Source organism: Bacillus sp. H1a (genome assembly GCF_000633475.1).
GTDB lineage: Bacteria > Bacillota > Bacilli > Bacillales > Bacillaceae_G > Bacillus_A > Bacillus_A paramycoides.
Genome location: NZ_AYMH01000001.1, coordinates 40,048 through 60,303, shown reverse-complemented (window position 1 = coordinate 60,303; position 20,256 = coordinate 40,048). Strand labels below are relative to the sequence as shown.

The 20,256-nt window shown below is 34.0% G+C and carries 15 protein-coding genes and 2 pseudogenes; 5 read left to right on the top strand and 12 right to left on the bottom strand.

All coding sequences use genetic code 11. The annotated features are described in order from the left end of the window. Positions 1-122 precede the first annotated feature (122 nt). From U860_RS0100290 to U860_RS0100280, 3 genes are all read right to left on the bottom strand, one after another. Positions 123-863 (bottom strand): LytTR family DNA-binding domain-containing protein, encoded by a 741-nt coding sequence (locus U860_RS0100290; RefSeq protein ID WP_025146966.1) that lies wholly within the window; start codon positions 861-863, stop codon positions 123-125. Further along, positions 841-2,610, bottom strand: coding sequence for a two-component system sensor histidine kinase LytS (lytS, locus tag U860_RS0100285; protein ID WP_025146965.1), 1,770 nt, complete (start codon positions 2,608-2,610; stop codon positions 841-843). The genes U860_RS0100290 and lytS overlap by 23 nt, the downstream gene beginning before the upstream one ends. 145 nt (positions 2,611-2,755) lie before the next feature. Further along, positions 2,756-3,826, bottom strand: a complete 1,071-nt coding sequence (locus U860_RS0100280) for a nitric oxide synthase oxygenase (protein ID WP_025146964.1) — start codon at positions 3,824-3,826, stop codon at positions 2,756-2,758. A gap of 184 nt (positions 3,827-4,010) precedes the next feature. Between U860_RS0100280 and sodA the strand changes: the two are divergent. After that, positions 4,011-4,286: pseudogene (gene sodA / locus U860_RS0100275) on the top strand (superoxide dismutase [Mn]); the annotation flags it as partial. An 88-nt stretch (positions 4,287-4,374) separates the two neighbouring features. Here sodA and U860_RS0100270 read toward each other — a convergent pair. Continuing rightward, positions 4,375-5,253: an NAD-dependent epimerase/dehydratase family protein gene (locus U860_RS0100270; protein WP_025146962.1), complete on the bottom strand. Its 879-nt coding sequence runs from the start codon at positions 5,251-5,253 to the stop codon at positions 4,375-4,377. 115 nt (positions 5,254-5,368) lie between these two features. After that, the gene (locus tag U860_RS0100265; RefSeq protein ID WP_025146961.1) at positions 5,369-5,959 is read right to left on the bottom strand and encodes an AmiS/UreI family transporter; all 591 of its coding nucleotides are present in this window, start codon (positions 5,957-5,959) and stop codon (positions 5,369-5,371) included. A 394-nt stretch (positions 5,960-6,353) separates the two neighbouring features. On the opposite strand from U860_RS0100265, the pseudogene pelG reads away from it, so the two are divergent. Beyond that, positions 6,354-7,004, top strand: a pseudogene (gene pelG, locus U860_RS30970) (exopolysaccharide Pel transporter PelG); the annotation flags it as partial. A gap of 52 nt (positions 7,005-7,056) precedes the next feature. Here pelG and galE read toward each other — a convergent pair. Next, positions 7,057-8,073: a UDP-glucose 4-epimerase GalE gene (galE, locus tag U860_RS0100255; RefSeq protein ID WP_025146959.1), complete on the bottom strand. Its 1,017-nt coding sequence runs from the start codon at positions 8,071-8,073 to the stop codon at positions 7,057-7,059. 182 nt (positions 8,074-8,255) lie between these two features. Then, complete coding sequence (locus U860_RS0100250) at positions 8,256-8,903, bottom strand: hemolysin III family protein (RefSeq protein ID WP_025146958.1); 648 nt, start codon at positions 8,901-8,903, stop codon at positions 8,256-8,258. Positions 8,904-9,067: 164 nt separating this feature from the next. Here U860_RS0100250 and U860_RS0100245 point away from each other — a divergent pair, with 164 nt between their 5' ends. Continuing rightward, positions 9,068-9,628, top strand: a complete 561-nt coding sequence (locus U860_RS0100245; RefSeq protein ID WP_025146957.1) for a DUF1836 domain-containing protein — start codon at positions 9,068-9,070, stop codon at positions 9,626-9,628. A 34-nt stretch (positions 9,629-9,662) separates the two neighbouring features. Here U860_RS0100245 and U860_RS0100240 read toward each other — a convergent pair whose 3' ends face one another. The 3 genes from U860_RS0100240 to U860_RS0100230 form a co-directional block, all read right to left on the bottom strand. Further along, positions 9,663-11,453 carry an alpha/beta fold hydrolase gene (locus U860_RS0100240; protein WP_025146956.1) on the bottom strand — a complete coding sequence of 597 codons (1,791 nt, stop codon included), beginning with the start codon at positions 11,451-11,453 and terminating at the stop codon, positions 9,663-9,665. A gap of 259 nt (positions 11,454-11,712) precedes the next feature. After that, the gene (locus U860_RS0100235) at positions 11,713-13,158 is read right to left on the bottom strand and encodes a DEAD/DEAH box helicase (RefSeq protein ID WP_025146955.1); all 1,446 of its coding nucleotides are present in this window, start codon (positions 13,156-13,158) and stop codon (positions 11,713-11,715) included. Positions 13,159-13,379: 221 nt separating this feature from the next. Then, on the bottom strand, positions 13,380-14,411 hold the full coding sequence (locus tag U860_RS0100230) for an acyltransferase family protein (protein ID WP_002174487.1): 1,032 nt from the start codon (positions 14,409-14,411) through the stop codon (positions 13,380-13,382). A gap of 238 nt (positions 14,412-14,649) precedes the next feature. On the opposite strand from U860_RS0100230, the gene guaC reads away from it, so the two are divergent. Together guaC and pepF are read left to right on the top strand one after the other, a co-directional pair. Then, positions 14,650-15,633: a GMP reductase gene (guaC, locus tag U860_RS0100225; RefSeq protein ID WP_033795343.1), complete on the top strand. Its 984-nt coding sequence runs from the start codon at positions 14,650-14,652 to the stop codon at positions 15,631-15,633. A 135-nt stretch (positions 15,634-15,768) separates the two neighbouring features. Further along, entirely contained in the window at positions 15,769-17,586 is a 1,818-nt protein-coding gene (pepF, locus tag U860_RS0100220) for an oligoendopeptidase F (RefSeq protein ID WP_025146953.1), read from the top strand. A 114-nt stretch (positions 17,587-17,700) separates the two neighbouring features. On the opposite strand, the gene U860_RS0100215 is transcribed toward pepF, so the two are convergent. Both U860_RS0100215 and U860_RS0100210 read right to left on the bottom strand, forming a co-directional pair. Further along, positions 17,701-18,579: a radical SAM protein gene (locus U860_RS0100215; RefSeq protein ID WP_025146952.1), complete on the bottom strand. Its 879-nt coding sequence runs from the start codon at positions 18,577-18,579 to the stop codon at positions 17,701-17,703. A 178-nt stretch (positions 18,580-18,757) separates the two neighbouring features. Then, positions 18,758-20,194 (bottom strand): hypothetical protein, encoded by a 1,437-nt coding sequence (locus U860_RS0100210; RefSeq protein WP_033795342.1) that lies wholly within the window; start codon positions 20,192-20,194, stop codon positions 18,758-18,760. Between the last annotated feature and the right edge of the window lie 62 nt (positions 20,195-20,256).

Here is a 20,256-nt window from a genome sequence, read left to right as displayed (position 1 = left end):
TCTTTTGATTTGGTACCTTTATTGTATAGGATGTAAACATTAAAGTAAGCGTTTACATAACGGAATGTCAAATATATACAACCAGTTACAAAAATCATAGAATGAAATACAAAAGCTGCTCCTTAAATACGAAGCAGCTTTTTAAGTTCTTTTGCATATGTACGACTAACTGGGACTTTAGACCCCTCTTTCATAATTAAATTATAAGTCGAATTAAACCACGGCTGTATCTCAGAAATATGATTAATATTAGCAATGAAACTACGATGAACACGCATAAAAATTGTTTGCGATAATTTCTTTTCCAAAATCACAAGTGTATCATGTGTTACATATGTTTCTTTCATTGTTTTTACAGTTACTTTCCCATCTACAAGTCCTACATAAATAATATCTTCAATATTAACAAGTACAATTGATTCCTCAATTGGTAGTGCTAATTTATGCATCTCGGCCGTTACATCTATACTCTTTGCATCTTGCTTTGTTTCTATTTTTATTTGCTTTTGTTTCTTATATTTCTTTAATGTCTGTACGATACGCTCTTCATCAAATGGCTTTAAAATGTAATCTAACGCATCTACTTCAAAGGCTTGTAGTGCATATTGATCATATGCAGTTGCAAACACGATTGAAGGTGGGTTTTTCATCTTCTTCAATATACTTGCGATTTCAAATCCGTTATCATCGGATAGTTGAATATCTAGAAAAACAATGTCTGGCTTGTTTTTCATTAATTCTTCTAATGCATCCTCTACACAATCAGCCTCGCCAATTATCTCCACTTCTTTCGTTCGCTCTAATAAATATTTCAATTCATCCCGTGCTAACATTTCATCATCAACTACTAATACCTTTAACACTTGTTTTTTCCTCCCCTACTTTTTTCGGAATTATAAAGAGGATCTTTGTTCCTTGCTCCAATTCACTTTCAATTTGAAGCATCGTCTCTTTTCCAAATAACCCGATAAGCCGTTCATTAATATTGTATAAAGCTGTTCCAGTCCCTTTCTTTGATGGAACTACCATTTTTCCTAATTGCTCTAGACGTTCGTTCTCAATTCCTTGCCCATTATCCTTCACCTCAAAGTAAACCATTCCCTCTTTTTCAAACACATGTACCTCAACTTGGCATACTGATTGCTTTTTTGGAAAAGCATGGCGCAATGCATTTTCAACTAATAACTGAAGCACAAATGGTGGAACTAACGTTGTCTTTAATTCTTCTTCAATGTACATCTTTACTTCATACTTATTCGGAAATCTCGCTTGCTCTAACGATAAATATGCATGTACATGATTTAACTCTTGTTCTAATGGAATAAGTAATTGACGTGCCCCTTGCAAATTACAACGGAAATAGACGCTAAGCTGTAGCAATAATTTTCTCGCTTTCTCTACATCTGTTCGGCATAAAGCTGATACTGTATTAATTGCATTAAATAAAAAATGCGGATTGATTTGTGCTTGCAGCGCCTTTATTTCAGCATCTTGTAATAACTTACTTTGCAACTCAGCTTCACCTAACTCAAGCTGTGTGGAAAATATTTTTGCCAGCCCTTCCGCTAGTTCTTCTTCAACACGACTTAATTGGTTAGGGGTTTTAAAATAAAGTTTTAATGTTCCTATCGTATTTCCATGTGAAGTTAATGGAATGACAACTGCCGCTTGCAATGGACACCCTTCATGTTGGCAATTAATAATCTCACGTGATTTCGCTTTCATTATTTTCCCTGTTTTTAATACTTCTTTTGATAAACCTGTGATTAAACTATGTGAAGGAATATGATGATCTGATGCTAATCCAACATGAGCTAAGATTTTCTCTGTATCTGTTAAGGATACCGCATCTGTTCCCGTAAAGCGGTGAATAATTTGTGCCACATGCTTGCAAGATTCTTCTGTTAAACCTTGGCGAAAATATGGTAACGTCTTATCAGCAATTCGTAATACTTTATGTGTTTGCAGAGCTTTTGCATTCTCTTCTTGACGCAAAATAGCCTGTATCATAGAAAGTAAAATAAAGCTTCCGAAACTATTTACAAGGATCATTGGGATCGCAATTGTTTTCACAATACTAATTCCATCCTCTACAATTAATAAAATCATAATCATTTCTAAAGAAACGATAAAAACACTTAAAGCCGCTGAAAATTTAGGGGTAATTGTACGATTATATTTTTTGAAAATGTATCCAATATAACCTGTTATAATTCCTGCTAAAATTGATGAAATTGCACAACTTGCCGCTGTCGTTCCGCCAAGCATATAACGATGAATACCAGCAATAGACCCTACTCCAATTCCAACGATAGGCCCACCCAGCAAGCCACTAATTCCAACCCCCATGATTCGTGTATTCGCAATCGTGCTAGATGAAGAAACACCTTGTAGCCAATTTTCATTCATAATAGTATTTCCTGCTATTTCAATCCCTGTGTAATTGCTTACAATTGTAAACACCGAAAAAATACAAATAAGCTTAAGCTTATCTACATATCCGTCCTGTTTATGAAGAAGGCGTCGGAACGTTTTAATATGAGAAAGTAAAAATCCTAAAATAACAATAAGTCCGACGCGTTCAATCATCATAAGTACTAAATTTAGCATCTGTGATTCATTCCTTTTTTATTTAGTTAGTGTTATTATCGGAAAATAACAATGGAATCGTCAAGAATAATGGGTATATTTTGAAGTCCCGTGTGATATTGGACAACAAAGAAGCATTGAACAACTCTAGTTCAATGCTTTTTCTTTATTTATGAAAGAAATTCGGTGTAAGAACATCATTCGGGTACGGTTTGTGGTAAATGTGAGTTGTAGCAGGTGATAACGGAGGGATTAACCATACCCAATTCCCCGTAACAACTCGGCCACAAGCAGCTTCCTGCTTTTCAAACTGTTGAAATTGTTGTGCGGCAGTATGGTGATCTACAATACTAACTCCTTGTTTTTTAAAAGAATGTAACACCGCAATATTCAACTCAATCAGTGCCTTATCTTTCCATAACGTACTATTTCTCGAAGTATCTAAATTCATCATCTCTGCAACTGCCGGAAGTAAATTATAACGATCATGATCCGCTAAGTTACGAGCACCAATCTCAGTTCCCATATACCATCCATTAAATGGAGCTGCTGTATAAGAAATGCCGCCAATCTCTAAACGCATATCTGAAATCATCGGTACTCCATACCATTTTACTTCGAGCGTTGAAATTGGGTATTCTGGATGTTCAATTGGTACCTCTTTCACTTCTTTTTTAGGAATTTCTTTATATACAGGACCTTTTCCATCAACAGAAAATACAAGCGGTAATACATCAAAATGTGTACCTTCGCCTTGCCAACCAAGCTCCTGACATAAATCAGTAAATGCAGCGGAGTGAGAATCACCAATTACTCCCATTTCTGTTTTATATCCTGCATATCGAATTAATTGATGATTATAAATCCGAATATTATTTTCTTCACCTTGATATTGCTTAAAAATTGTAATTGTCGGTTTAACTTTTCCATCATTCGTCGCATATTTAATATGATGAATTAATGCATTATATACACCTTCCTCATCATTTACTTCACGCGCATCTAATATGTGCATCTTATTCCAAAATAGTCTTCCGATACATCTATTACTATTACGCCATGCCATTCGCGATCCATGAACAAGTTCTTCGAATGTATGCTCATACGTTCCGGTCTTCTCTATTTCTATTAGAATTTCTCCAATACGCTCTTCTATTAATTGTTCTTTATTAAGTTCCTTATAGCAAATGGTAATAAAATTACTTGCTTCCTCTATTAATTGTTTCGTTTTACTCATAAACAATCTCCTTCTATCTCAACAAGACACTACTACTTTACAGTATAAGCAAAAAGGATAAGAGTCACAAATGAAAGTGGAAGTGTTACTTTTATTGTAATATTTTTCAGAAAATTAGAGGACTTACTATTGACTTACATGAAGAATAGGTGTATTTTTGACTCAGGTAAAGTTTTTTTACCTAGACCAACTTTATAAAGCAGCCATTAGTCGTTTTGGAAGTGGATATGGATGGCTTGTTCTTGATGGTGAAGAACTCGCTGTTATGAGTACGCCAAATCAAGACACACCTTTGCAAGAAGGAAAGATCCCATTACTCGTTATCGATGTATGGGAACATGCCTATTATTTAAAGTATCAAAATCGGCGCCCAGAATTTGTTACCAACTGGTGGCATACAGTAAACTGGGACCGAGTAAACGAGAAGTATTTACAAGCAATTCAATCACAAAAACATTAGTCGTGCGTATAAGGTAAATTTGGTAATGTAAAACTAGTATTGTCGAAATCCTCCAGAATCCCCCGGATTGCCACCGGGGGATTTATGATTACTTCAGTGTATCTATGTAATGCTGTAAAACATTTTTCATTTCTAATTTCAATTCGCGGAACGGAAACCCTAATTCGCGAGCCTTTCTATTATGTAACGTACAATTAGCCACTTCATTATAAGGTGCTATATTGTCTCCTGCTTCTTGAATAAGAGCTTTTGCCCCACTATGTTCTTCTATGAAACGAATAACTTCTCCCATAGAGATCACTCCGTTACTGCAAGCGTTAATTGGACCTTCTATGTTTTCCATTCCGCACCATGCTAAAAACTCTCCTGCTTCTTTTTCATGTATGAACGATAACTTTTCATCTAAATGCCCCATAACAATAGGCTCTTGTTTCACAACATTTTCAACGTAAAACTGTAATCTCTTCGTATAGTCATTTTCTCCAATAACAACCGGAAAACGTACTACAACGACTGGGAATGTTGCAAGTTGAAATAACACCGCTTCTGCTAATCGCTTTCCTTCACTATAAGTAAAATCTTTCCTATCTCCATACGTGATTGAATACTCATACGGGTTAAAATCCTCTTCTTGCAGGTCTAATGCAGGTTCATAGACAGCCATTGAGGATGTCATAACATATTTTTTCACCCTATCACGTAATACTTTACATATAACTTCCGCAGCATTTGAGCTATAGCATAAATTATCGTATACAACATCATAGCTTTTACTTTCTAAACGCTCTTCCAGTAACTTTTCGTCTTCTCGATCTACTACAATTCTTTTTACCGTATCCCCAAAGGAATCTTCGGTAATTCCCCGCGTGGCAATCGTTACGTCGTGTCCTTCTTGCAAAAGTGTTTCTACTAATTGCTTACCAAAAAACCTTGTTCCCCCTAGAACCAACACTTTTTTCACCTTTATCATCCCCTATTTTATAAAAAGAAAATTGTAAAATACTACCTTAATTATAAACCTGAATATAAACAAAAAGCATGGAATCATTATAAAGATTCCATGCTTTGCTACATACGATACTTTAACGTACTCGATATTTAAAAATACAATAGCAAAAATATAAAATTGAAACTACCGATACATAGACCGATATTTCATATACTACTGGCTCTCCCCATATTCCCATAAAATAAAAAAGAGAAGGAAGTGTAAGTGTTACCCATGATTGTACAAACGCTATTCTACCAAGATATTGATTAATATTTTTCCTTTGTACATTTAATACAAAGAATAAATACCAAAGTAAAGCCCACATAAACCATGTTAGCGCATTAAGAACATCTTGAAATTGAACAAACGATACGACCATATAAAATAAAGCGATAATAACTACCCATAGGCAAAACCATCCTAATCCAGTACTACTCATTCCTGTAATAAAGGTAACCCCTACGTATAAATACGTTAAACCAAATAAAAAAGTAGCTGCATATGAATATACCGTCCAATTACTTTGATCAGAGATCATAATTAAATAAAACGGAATGATAATTTGTAATGCCCCCACAAATAAATTAAAAACACCTGCACTTTTCATCTCTGCTTTGCCTAGTATGACAAGGCTATTTAAAAATAAAGCTGCACCTGAAAGTAATAATCCTACATAACCCATATATACTCGTGTGAAAATCTTATGTTTTCACACTGTAACCTCCCCACCATATAAAAAATCATATTATATATTATCTTTCTTCTTACTTAAAACTACATACATAGTTTTTCATGCAATAAGTCAGACTTCCTACCTTAAAAAGTAAAATAAAACTCCCTTTAATAACTGCTATACAGCAATATTATTTCTTGTTTAATCCCAGTCAGCTTTTCAGTATTTGAAAGTAACAGTATTCCCCTAATACCACGAATTAAAAGCGCTTTCAACAAGAAATAATCCTATCAAAAAGTTAATAGGATTACTTGATTATAAACGCACTCTAACAACAAGACAAGACCTGGGGTGATTTTTAAATTATTCTCTTTTATTTCTATGAAAGTTAATAGAATGCTTCATTGAAAATACATTTATTTATCATAAAGTTTATGATACTTCTGTTTTCTGGGCGTATTTAAGCATTATTCCGACCTATATTTTCTTCGTAGTATCCATTGAAACAAGACTTTATGAAAGATATAAAAGGTTCTTCGGTTCGGTGAACAATGGAGGGACATTAAATACAATTTTACAATTAAAAGATTCGATGAATTTTGTTCTTAAATAAGAAATAGAACGCATACTTCGTAATCAAGGTATTTTTTCTTTACTTATTATTTTTATAATATGGATATTTAGTTCACAATCAGGAAAAATGACCCTTGAATACTCTATTCTGCAACTAACTATAATAGGTGCTTATGCAAATGGAATGGTCCTTGTTATTACGTTACTACTCTTATACTTTGAGGATCGTAAAGGTGCCTTCCGAACATCAGCTTTATTCTTTTTTGCAAACCTATTATTAAGTATTCTTCTACTTCCATTTGGATTCAATGGCTACGGTATTAGTTTTGCAATTGGGTCTTCTATTACATTCTCATATGCTATTTATCGACTCTTTGCTTATATTAAAAATATTGATTACTACACATTTTGTCAGTCCAATGCTCCTATGAAACAACGAAATTTCTTTACTAAATTTGCTAATAAGCTTAATGGAAAATAAATAAAAAAATGACCTTTTGCTCCTGCAAAAAGGTCATTTTTTTATCTGTATATTAAACTTCTAGATAGCCATTTTTGTTATTTAATTGCCATCTCCAAGAATCTGCACACATCTCTTCTAATCCACGTGTTGCTTCCCATCCTAGTTCACGCTTTGCTTTCGATGCATCGGCAAAGCATACTGCTACATCACCAGGACGACGCCCCGTAATTTTATAAGGAACTTTCTTGCCTGAAACCTTTTCAAATGCTTCAACCATTTCTAACACACTATAACCAGTACCTGTACCGAGATTATATGCATCTATCCCAGTAGTGCCAAGTACTTTTTCAAGTGCCTTTACATGGCCATTTGCTAAGTCTACAACGTGAATATAATCACGGACGCCTGTACCATCCTTTGTTGGATAATCATTTCCAAATACACTTAATTCCTTTAGCTTACCTACAGCTACTTGTGTTACATATGGCATTAAATTATTAGGAATTCCATTTGGATCTTCTCCAATACGCCCACTCTCATGTGCACCAAATGGGTTGAAATAGCGAAGTAATGCGATACTCCATTCCGCATCAGCAAATGCTACATCACGCATAATTTGTTCAATCATTAATTTCGTTTGACCATATGGATTGGTTGCACTTAATGGAAACTCCTCCGTAATTGGTGATGTTTCTGGGATACCATATACCGTTGCAGATGAGCTAAAAATCAGCTTCTTCACATTATGCTTCTGCATCACTTCACATAGCACCAATGTGCTTGTAATGTTGTTATGATAGTATGTTAATGGAATTGCTACTGATTCTCCTACAGCTTTAAAACCTGCAAAGTGAATAACAGCCTCAATTGTATTTTCTTCAAAAATTGTATCAAGTGCCTCACGATTTAAAATATCTTCTTTATAAAACTTAAATTGTTTTCCTGTTATTTCTTTCACTCGATTTATAGACTCTACTGAGCTATTCGAAAGGTTGTCTACTACTATAAGTTCATAATCGTTATTTAGTAATTCCACGCATGTATGACTACCAATATATCCTGCTCCACCTGTTACAAGTATTGCCATAATTATAGTCCTCCATATTTCATTCATTATAAGCTTCCCAAAGTATATCACATATTTCTTACCATATGTTTATTATGCGAACACAGAAAACTACATTTTATCCCATAATTATTTTGCATAATAAATGATTCCACCTGTGCAATCAAAAAAGCCACATAATAGAGGTAATGTGGCTTTTTTCATTAAATTACGTAACAATATACACTTAGAAAATGGGCAAGACTACCTAGCAATACAAAAATATGAAAAATTTCATGATGCCCCATATGTTTAAATTCTAACCATTTCGGCTTTGCACCATAAATAAACCCACCAATTGTATAAAAGATACCCCCAAGCACTAAGAAAACGATGCCCCCTGTGCTTAAATTCTCAGCTAACGGTGCAAAGAATAGAACAATTAACCAGCCCATCGTAATATAAATTGCTGTCGATAACCATCTCGGACAATTAAACCAAAACATTTTAAAAACAATACCGCAAATCGCAGTTGCATAAACTAAGCAAAATAATAGCAAGCCATTTGCGGAATGTAATGTAATTAAGCAAAAGGGTGCATATGTACCTGCAATTAGTATAAAAATCATCGAATGATCGAGCTTCCTAAAGAAATAAATAACACGTTCACTCGCTACAACACTATGATATACAGCTGACGCTGTATAAAGGACCATCATCCCGATACCAAACAAAATAATAGCTGTAATTGCAGCAAAAGATGGCATCTTAACAGAAACTTTCACAAGCATAGCTAATAATGCAATAAATGATAATACAGCTCCCCCTAAGTGGGTAAATGCATTAACCGGTTCCCTTACATAAGCATTCATATAAACACCCCTCATATAATTACATGTAGTTTTGATAACTACATGTAATTATATACATAATGTTCATATAGGTCAACATTTACAATTCATTTGTTTCGTAATACCATATTTAAAGATATATCAAACATTAAGTTCCACCATGTTATAAAAGTGAGGGGTTCTACGTGGAAAATATAAATAAATTACTGGAAACATTACGTTTAGAAAAGAATATTAAACTTGAGGATATCCCAACTGTCGACTTATATGTAGACCAAGTTGTCCAACTATTTGAGAATACTTATGCAGATACAACGAGAACCGATGATGAAAAAGTATTAACAAAAACAATGATTAACAATTACGCAAAAGGAAAATTGTTCATCCCTATCAAAAATAAAAAGTATTCAAAAGAGCATATGATTTTGATCAGCTTAATTTATCAATTAAAAGGAGCCCTCTCCATTAACGACATAAAAAGTTCCTTAGAAAATATAAATGAACCTTTAATAAACGACGCTACATTCGAATTAGATACTCTATATAAAGATTATCTTGCTCTAACTGAAACCAATGTTGAAAACTTTAAACGCGACGTAACTAACCGTGTTACGGAAGTAAACGAGGTTTCTTCCTTAGAAGATCCAAGGCTAGAAAAGTTTTTATTACTAACATCTTTCGTGACTATGAGTAATATGTATAGACGTTTAGCGGAGAAGCTTGTTGACGATCTAAAAGAATCTTAAACAAATAAATGGCCCCCTAAGGGTGCCATTTATTTCATTTATGCCTCGCTAAAAAGTCTGCTATGCAACGATATACATATATTTCATTTTCTTTCTTTGAAAATCCATGTCCTTCATCTTCGAGTACAATGTATTCTACATCTACTTCTTTTTCTTGAAGTGCTCGAAAAATTTGATCCGATTCTGTCTTTACAACTCGAGGGTCATTTGCTCCCTGAATGATAAGAAGTGGCTTTTTCATTTGATTTAAATATGTGATTGGTGAATCTTTCATAAGCTTATCTTTATCTTTCTCAACATCACCGATGAAACTAACAGCAATTGGCTTCCATTCTTCTGGCATGGAATCAATAAAGCTAAATAAACTACTAGGTCCAAAAAGATCAATGGCCGCCCGAAAATATTCTGAATGGCGCCCATAAAGTAATAGGGTCATATACCCACCATAACTTCCACCCATAACAAATAATTTATCTGCAGTTGAAATACCTTGTTCAAACAACCACTCTATTCCTGCTACACAATCTAAGCGTGGAGCCTCTCCCCAATCACCCTCGATCATTTTCGTAAATGTTGAACCATATCTCGTACTTCCTCTAAAATTTGGTGCGAAAATATTATATCCTTGTCTTAATAAATATTGAAACAATGCAGTAAAGTCCTTTATCTCAGCCCATTGTGGACCACCATGGGGCCAAAATATTGTATATCCGTTTTGTACCTCTTCCTTCGCTCGAAATAATAATGCCTCTATATTTAATCCATCAAATGAAGAATATGTTATAACATCCGGTTCAACAAAAGAAGATTCATGTAGACCAATAACATAGTTTTTTGTCAACATCTCCCACTCTGTACCTTCATTTTTCTTACAATAAATGTTCGCTGTTTTCGTTGCACTTTCACCTAATAAATATAAATTTCTAGATTTGGTAATATCTATTTGTTTTATCGTATCTACTGGAGTATCTAATAGAATTAATTCCTTTGTATCCCATACAAATCTATATAGCCTATCTTCAACCCCTTTCGCCGTAACGATGTAACCAGTTTTCGTTTCTGCATGCCATTTTATAGTGGATACATCCTCATTTTCTATTTTACAGATTGGTTTGAATTCCTGTTTATCCAAATCAAAAGAAGCCACATAAGAAAACTCTTCTTCATAATTTGTAACAAAAATCACCGTATTTTCATCGATATAGCAAATGGAAGTTATAATATGTTCTTTTTCGCTGGAAGGTACCATACAAATAAGTTCCTCTCCCTTTTTCACATATCCTACATTATATGTATTTCCATACGACTTTAAGACAATAAAACTTGATTCATTTGGACTCACTGCACTCAAATATGTAGGTGTCTCTACGCCCGTGCAAAGGAGAATATCTTCTTTTGTACGCAAATTATAACAACGTGAATTAAAGAACCTTAGGTTATCTTTACTTGTAACATAATATAATCGTTCTCCATCCTCTGTTAAATGTACATAATAATCCTTTTCTTTCTCTCCTGCCGGAATCAATTCAAGCAATTTTCCACCCTCTGGTTTTAATGCATAAATATGATAATTTTCATCACCATCTTTATCAAATCCAGCTAAAATAAATCGATTTAAAGGATCCACTTTAATAAAATTGCTTGATTGATTACAATATGTTAACGGATAAGGGGATAAATTTGGTAAATCCATCGCCCATAAATTAGAATGACCATTTAAGTTTGTACTAAAAATTAATCTTCCTTCATCTTCACTGACTGTGAACTTACCAATACGATACGATCTAAAAAATTGTTCGGCATCTGCTTTTGGAAATTGAATCATCTTTCTTCCCCCGCTCTATTTTCATCTAAAAATTCAGACTTACATATAAACGTTCTTCATTTTCCTATTTATCCCTTTTTCTTTTATTTAGATTTACCTCTACCCTCTGTTTTAAAATTTCACGTGCAAGTTCTATGATTCATCATTGGAGTGAATGAATATAGATATCCAATTCCCCTCAAATACTCCGCTATCCTATGCCCCTTTCTTTCAGGCGAAACAAAAAACTATCCACCTGTTAGAGTGGATAGTTTTTTGTTTACTTAATTGCTTCATGAACCTTTAATTGTTTACCTTTAATCGTTGTATTTTTCATGACCTTTAATACAAGCGGTCCTTTTCCATTTAATATTTCAACGTAAGAAAAATTGTCTTGTATTGTAATGATGCCTATATCTTCAGCTGTAACACCTTTAATTTTAGCAATTGTACCGACGAAATCTACCGCCCTAATTTTCTTTTTCTTCCCGCCATTAAAGTACAGTTTCATAATCCCTTTATTTAGGTCTGCATTTTTTTCTTTCTTTATAATTGGTTTAGCATGTATTTTCTCCTCAAATACACCTTTCCCTTTCATAACTTCTTCTTTTGAAGGTGCATGTGCCCTTTGAATTTCAAAGCCGATGTACGCCTCAATCTCTTCTAAAAACCTATTTTCATACGGTGTTATGAATGTAATAGCTTTTCCATTATTACCAGCTCGTCCCGTTCTTCCAGTACGATGTACATAACTTTCTTTTTCTAATGGAATATCATAATTAATAACATGTGTAATATTATCAATATCAATCCCTCTCGCAGCTACATCTGTTGCCACTAAATAACGGAACTTCCCTTTTCTAAAATCGTCCATAACTTCAAAACGATCTTCTTGTACCATACCACCATGTATTTTGTCGCAAGGATAATTAACACGTTTTAATTGTCTAAATACGTGATCCACGTTTTCTTGTGTACGGCAAAAAATAATACAACTATCTGGATTCTCAATCGTTGTTACATCTTTAAGAAGTGAAAGCTTCTCCTCTTCTCTTACCTCAAAAAGGGTATGCTCAATTTTGTCTGTTGTAATCCCAGCAGCCTTAATTTCAATATGAGTTGGTGAATCCATATATGTACGAGATAACTTTTCAACATCTTCTGGGAGCGTTGCTGAAAATAGCATTGTCATTCGCTTTGTAGGTAATTCGTCAATAATTGCCTCTACTTGATCGATAAAACCCATATTTAGCATTTCATCTGCTTCATCAATAACCAAGTACTTTAGGCGCTCTAAAGAAAGAGTACCTTTTTCAATATGATCTAACACACGTCCAGGGGTCCCAACTACAATATGTGTCTTTTGCTTTAACTCTAATTTTTGACGTGCAAATGGAGATTTACCATAAACCGCAGCAGCCTTAATTCTTTTGAAGCGGCCTATATTCGTAATATCTTCTTTTACTTGCACTGCAAGTTCTCTCGTTGGTGTTAAAACTAACGCTTGTGGCTTATTCTCTTCCCACTCCACCATTTCACAAAGTGGTATACCGAATGAAGCTGTTTTTCCACTTCCAGTCTGCGACTTCACAACAAGGTCCTTCTTTTGCAAGGCAACTGGAATAACCTCTACTTGCACTTCCGTTGGATTCTCATACCCTAAACCAGTAAGTGCTCTTACAATTTCTTTACTTAATGTATAATCCGCAAAACTTTTTTTACTCATGTAATAACCTCATTTTTATTATGTATTTAATAATTATATTTTTTATATCCTACGTTCAATTATACTAAAATAATATATTAACCCAATTTTTATAGTTCATTAAAGTACCAACTTATTCTAAGTATAATTCTTTATATTTTTTTTTGAAACAACATAATAAAGGGCAGCCTTAATAATAAGTCTGCCCACCTAAACAATATATTTTTGTAGAAGAAATATCTTTACGGAACTAGTCTCTTTACAACCGGTATTCTTTGCAATACTAAAGTTATTACCATACTAAGGACAAGTGTAATAATTACATTGATAGGTATTGCCAATATTGCATGTACATGTGCATTCACCTTTGGAATGACTATGTATAGATAATTATTTAATAAGAAAAAGTGAAGAATATAAATTCCAAGACTTGCTTGGTTTATGCCACGTAATAAAAATGGTAATTGTCTGTCGGAATTTTGGAACGTATACCTGAAAAATACAAATAGTCCAATTGCCATAAGTACAACACCTGGAGCAAAATATTCATACCAATATTGATCCAGCTGTCCATTAGCTTTGACTGTATAATGGTATGTAATAAAGAACGTACCAATAAATCCTACAAGCCCCCCAATATAAGAAATGTTCCTCCATTTTTTCGCAATATCATAATTCGATAAGTAATAACCAAGTAGAAAATATCCTACATAATTTGTAACGTAAAATAGTTCGATATTAAAGTTGATAGGATAATAATAATTTACTAGTTTGACTATAACAGATGCGTATAACCACAAAATTAAAAAATATTCTATCTCTCGCTTCTTAGCATTTTTCACAAATACTTTCAGTAAAGGTGTGATTAAATATATTCCTACAATCATGTATAGGAACCATAGATGTAACCCGATACTATTTGTTAAAAAGTACTTTATCCCTTGCTTTAAAGAAGCGGGAAAATATCCTACGCACGCTCCATATATGTAAAATATAGCACTCCAACCTATAAAAGGTATGATCACTTTACTTGCACGTTTCTTTAAAAATTCCCCAATAGAAATATCTTTTGTTCCCTTTAATAATAAGGCTCCACTAATCATTACAAAAATTGGAACACTAGCACGCGAAAGTGAATCGTAAAAATTACCAGCCAACCAACGCGACACGTTATTTGAATCTAACATAGAAACATAACCAGCAGCAACGTGAATTGTAACGACCGCAATTGTCGCTACTACACGTAGCCAATCCATATATACTAAACGCCCCATAAAATCTCCCCTAAATCAATATATTTATCTATTATTTCCCATATATAATTCTACATTAAATCCTTACATATTAAAATACATTATAACCATATAAATCCAATAACTATTAAATAAACTTTAATTTTTCAAATTAAACATTAAAACCTTTGACTTATTACTAAAAATACTGTAAATTATCATTTGGACGAACATTTTTAAACAAACTTAGTAAAATATTCGTGTTTTAGGGGTGTGGATGATGGAAAACGTATTTGACTATGAAGATATTCAATTAATTCCTGCAAAATGCATTGTAAATAGCCGATCTGAATGTGATACAACTGTCACTTTAGGAAAACATAAATTTAAATTACCTGTCGTACCTGCAAATATGCAAACGATTATTGATGAAAGAATCGCAACTTATTTAGCCGAAAATAATTACTTCTACATCATGCATCGTTTCCAACCAGAGAAACGAATCTCATTCATTAGAGATATGCAATCACGTGGATTAATTGCTTCAATCAGCGTTGGTGTTAAAGAAGACGAGTATGAATTCGTACAACAATTAGCCGCTGAGCAACTTTCACCTGAATACATTACAATCGATATCGCGCACGGCCATTCTAATGCTGTGATCAACATGATTCAACATATTAAAAAACATTTACCAGAAAGCTTCGTTATCGCTGGAAACGTTGGAACTCCAGAAGCGGTAAGAGAATTAGAAAACGCTGGTGCTGACGCAACAAAAGTTGGTATTGGACCTGGTAAAGTTTGTATTACCAAAATTAAAACAGGATTTGGAACTGGTGGTTGGCAGCTAGCTGCACTTCGTTGGTGTGCAAAAGCTGCAAGTAAGCCAATCATTGCTGACGGCGGTATTCGTACGCATGGCGACGTAGCTAAATCTATTCGATTTGGGGCGACTATGGTTATGATCGGTTCTCTATTCGCTGGTCATGAAGAGTCTCCAGGGGAAACAGTTGAAAAGGATGGAGAACTTTATAAAGAGTACTTCGGCTCAGCTTCTGAATTCCAAAAAGGTGAGAAGAAAAACGTTGAAGGTAAGAAAATGTTCGTTGAGCATAAAGGTTCTTTAGAAGACACTTTAATCGAAATGGAACAAGATCTTCAATCTTCTATCTCTTATGCTGGTGGAACAAAATTAGACTCAATTCGTACTGTAGATTATGTTGTCGTGAAAAACTCTATTTTCAACGGTGACAAAGTATATTAATTCTTAAATTTAACTCGAAGGACAAGCATTTTTATGCCTGTCCTTTTTTTATGTATAAAACCTTTAAATATTTTTATTTAACTGAATTTTCTAGTATCATGTTTTTAAATACTTAAAATAAGGGGGATACATTAAATGAAAGATGTAATTGAGAAACGCCCTATTCGCGAAGAAGTTCCTACTGAACTAATATGGGATCTTTCTGATTTGTATAAGTCTGATAATGAGTGGCACACTGCATTAAATGGATTAGAAAATGATATAAAAGGACTCGATGCATTTAAAGGACAATTACATACTAATCCCACCACTTTATTAAATTGCCTACTTTTAGAAGAAGAGCTTTTAATGAAGTTAACAAAACTCAGCACATATGCAAATTTAAAAGAATCTACTGATCGTACAGATCCAGTTATTCAAGCGAACTCTTCCAAAATTTCAGCTCTAGGAGCGAAATTGCATACCGCACGATCCTTTATTCATAACGAAATTCTTTCATTTGGAGAAGGAGCGATTGAAAAATATTTAACTGAGGAAACAAAACTCGAACCTTTCCGTAAATCATTATTAGAAGTACTCAAAAAGAGACAGCATACTCTCTCACCTGAAACAGAGGAGGCCCTTGCTGCACTCGGCGAAGTTCATAGTTCCCCCTACAAAATTTACGGCATGACTAAATTGGCGGATATGGATTTCACTCCTATACAGGACGAACAAGGAAATGATTTGCCTGTATCATTTGCATTATTTGAAAGCAAATATGAATTTTCTCCAAGCGCATATATACGTAGAGAAGCATATTCATCATTTGTTTCCACATTGAAACGCTATAAAAATACAGTTGCAACAACATATGCTACTGAAGTAAAAAAACAAGTGACACTTTCTCGCTTACGCAAATATGAATCCGTTACTCATATGCTTTTAGAGTCTCAAAAAGTTCCACTTGAAATGTATAACAACCAACTAGATATTATTTATAACGAATTAGCGCCTCATATGCGCCGTTTTGCAGATTTAAAAAAGAAAGTATTAGGGCTTGATCAAATGCTTTTCTGTGACTTACACGCACCTTTAGATCCTGAATTTAATCCGACAATCACATACGAAGAAGCTGGTAAACTAATTCAAGAGTCTTTAAAAGTATTAGGAGAGGAATATAATGCTATTATCGAAAAGGGGTTTAAAGAAAGATGGGTAGACCTTGCAGATAACGTTGGAAAATCAACAGGTGCCTTCTGCTCTAGCCCATACGGTTCTCACCCTTATATTTTAATTACATGGCAAAATACGATGCGCGGATGTTTTACATTAGCTCACGAATTTGGACATGCTGGTCATTTTTATTTAGCAAATAAAAATCAGCGTATTATGAACGTACGTCCATCTATGTACTTTGTGGAAGCACCTTCAACAATGAATGAATTGCTATTAGCACAGCATCTACTCGCGACAAATGAAGATAAGAGAATGCGTAGATGGATCATTTTGCAACTACTCGGCACATATTATCATAACTTTGTTACTCATTTACTTGAGGGTGAATATCAACGCAGAGTATATTCCTTGGCAGAAGAAGGGCAAGCGCTTACTGCTACAACTTTAACTGAGATAAAAACGAATGTCCTTTCTACATTCTGGGGAGATTCAGTAGAAATTGATGAAGGCGCCGGTTTAACATGGATGCGTCAACCTCACTATTATATGGGCTTATATTCTTACACATATTCAGCAGGCCTAACTGCATCTACCGCTGTAGCCCAAATGATTAAGGAAGAGGGACAGCCTGCTGTTGATCGCTGGCTCAATGTGCTTCGTGCAGGTGGTACAATGAAACCACTCGAATTAATGAAACGCGCTGGAGTAGACATGTCAAAACCAGATGCAATCCGTAAAGCTGTTTCTTATGTCGGTTCATTAATTGATGAATTAGAACGTTCTTATCAGGAATAAAGTGAAACTTTAATCAGTAGGGTTTTGTCCATCCCCCGCTGATTATTAGCCCACACCAATCGGGATTTTGCGGGATAAAAATAAGCCCTCACTTTATGAGGGCTTATTCTATATCTACTTTCCAAATCTTTTGCGGTATCCGCACTTTCTACATAATTCTTCTACCGCAACCCTTTTTGAAAATCCATCTACAATATTTTTTGCTCTATCGCCCTCAATAATATTAGAGAATGAATCATTATTAATATTACCAAGATTAATAATCCCCTCACCATCTAAACAACAAGGAATAACAGTTCCGTTCGCTAAAATTCCAGCCTGATTACGTAAGCCATGACAGAAACCTTTTCCATCATCCTCTTCTTCATGTAATGCTGGCCACTGGAATTCATAATCTTGATTAATAAATACACGTTCCGCAATTTTTATACCTTTTCCTGGTGTAAGCTTCTCTTCAATTTTATAAGAAAGATCAAATTCTTTTTCGATAATAGATAATAACTCTCTATTCCGCTGAATTTCAAGATTCGTTTTGTTGTCCTGAGTTAAATTCCATAATCTTAGCGAAACAATTAAATCCGATTGACTTGTCGCCTCTCTAATGAAAGAAAGTATGCTCCTTACATAGCCCTCTTTATCTTGCGATCCCGGGTGTCCATCAAAACTGTGCAGCGAAAAATTCATTTGTCTTAATGCAGGTTTATTTAACAATCTATGTCTTCTCTTATTAATTAACGTTCCATTCGTTGTAATATTAACTTTAAACCCCTTTTCATGGCTTAAATCTAATAATTGATCTATTTTCGGATGGAGTAATGGCTCCCCCTTCACGTGCAAATAAATGTAGTCTGTGTGAGGTTTAATTTGATCTAATCTTTTAGCAAAATCCTCCACAGAAATGAATTGCTTCTGCCTTTCCGTCGGCGGACAAAAGCTGCATGCAAGATTACATACACTTGTAATCTCCAAGTAAAACTTCTTAAACTTCTTCACCTTCAATTCCTCACTTCTCTGACTACTTATAATTTTTTCCTCTTCATATTACAGCATACTTTTTTAGAAATAGAAACATACTTATTTTAGGAAATCTACATAGGACTCCTTTATTTACTACAACCTCTTAACATTTAAAAGACCATCGGTAATTTTTATCCAATGGTCTTTCCCACTATTAATTACCTTTAACTTCTTTTACATACTCCCATGTTTCACCTTGATTCTTGGATTGATAAAGTATACTACTATTACCATTATAGTCTCCATCTGCTCCTTGCCCAACTAGCATGTTAAAAACCCCATCCTTCTCATAAGGCATATTAGGAAAATCAAAAGGGGTTATTAATTGTCCACTCTCTAGCTTCACTTCATGATTTATATAGCTCACCTTTTTAAAAGTTATCCCCCCATCATCTGTACGGTATAGTCCTCCTTCAGTGCCAGAGGGTCTAGCTGCCCTTAAAAATCCGAGCTTCTCATTAAAAAAGATGATTCCTGATGCACCACCAACTGCTTCATTGAATGGGTCTTCATTTATAACTGCCCATGTTTCCCCACCATCTATTGTCTTGCTTAGTGAATAAAAGGTACTCCCTAATGCTTTATCTGTAACATCTAGTTTATAACCCACTTCTTTTGAAAAGTAAAATTGCTCATTATTATTAGTTAAATCCTTCTTTTTCTTTTTAGAACTACTTTCCTTACTCCAATTTGGGTCACCTAGTAAATTATATCTAGCAGGTACTATCTCTTTCTCTTTTCCAGGGATAAATATAGATACCGTATATCCAATTATTTCGGATTTTGCTTCTTCAAGCTTCTCTAATTTCCCATCTTTATTAATATTGATAATTCCTTCTGTATTGTAACCCCAGTTCCTTTTCCCATAATAAACCAGCCCATACTTATCTTCATTCCACTTACTGACAGTTTGTTTAACTGGAATAGCTTGAACTGTTTTAATTAAAGGTTTTACTAATTTATCTTCATTATAATCAGCGTTAACATACCCATTTAATCCTACAAAAATATTTTTTGATTTACTTTTATTATAAGATATTAAGTAGCTTTCCTCTTTTCCAGCAGCATTTTTTCCATAAAGAAAAGTATCAAATGATATAATTGTTCCATCTGATTTAAATTCCAAAGTAAAATCATCCGACATATATAACTTCTTTGGCAAAGTATATTTCTTATTTATATCTTCAAAAATACCCTCTACACCATACTTATATATATTATCACGCTCAAGTTTAACTGATCTTTCGTTTTTTACGCTTTCTATAAACCATGCTAGTTTACCACCATAATTCGTTGCACTTTTATAAATTTTCATCCCATAAAAAGACGTTATAAAGATAAGGATGATAACGGAAATGTATTTCCATCCCTTTACATTTAATAACTTGGACGATTCACGTTCCCTATTTTTTATAACTTTAATTGTAGTAAATATAATGATAAGTATTAAAAATGCTATAGATAATAACCAAATATAAATATTATTATTGATTCTTCCATACATACATAATAAAGCTAACTCATAACAAAAAATCCAGTATACGATTATTACTAATGGATTTTTTAGTAATGATATCAATATTTTTTTCATATCTCTCTTAAATATGTTAAGCCCCCCTAAGTATATCTAATACTTCTTTTCTCCTATATTGA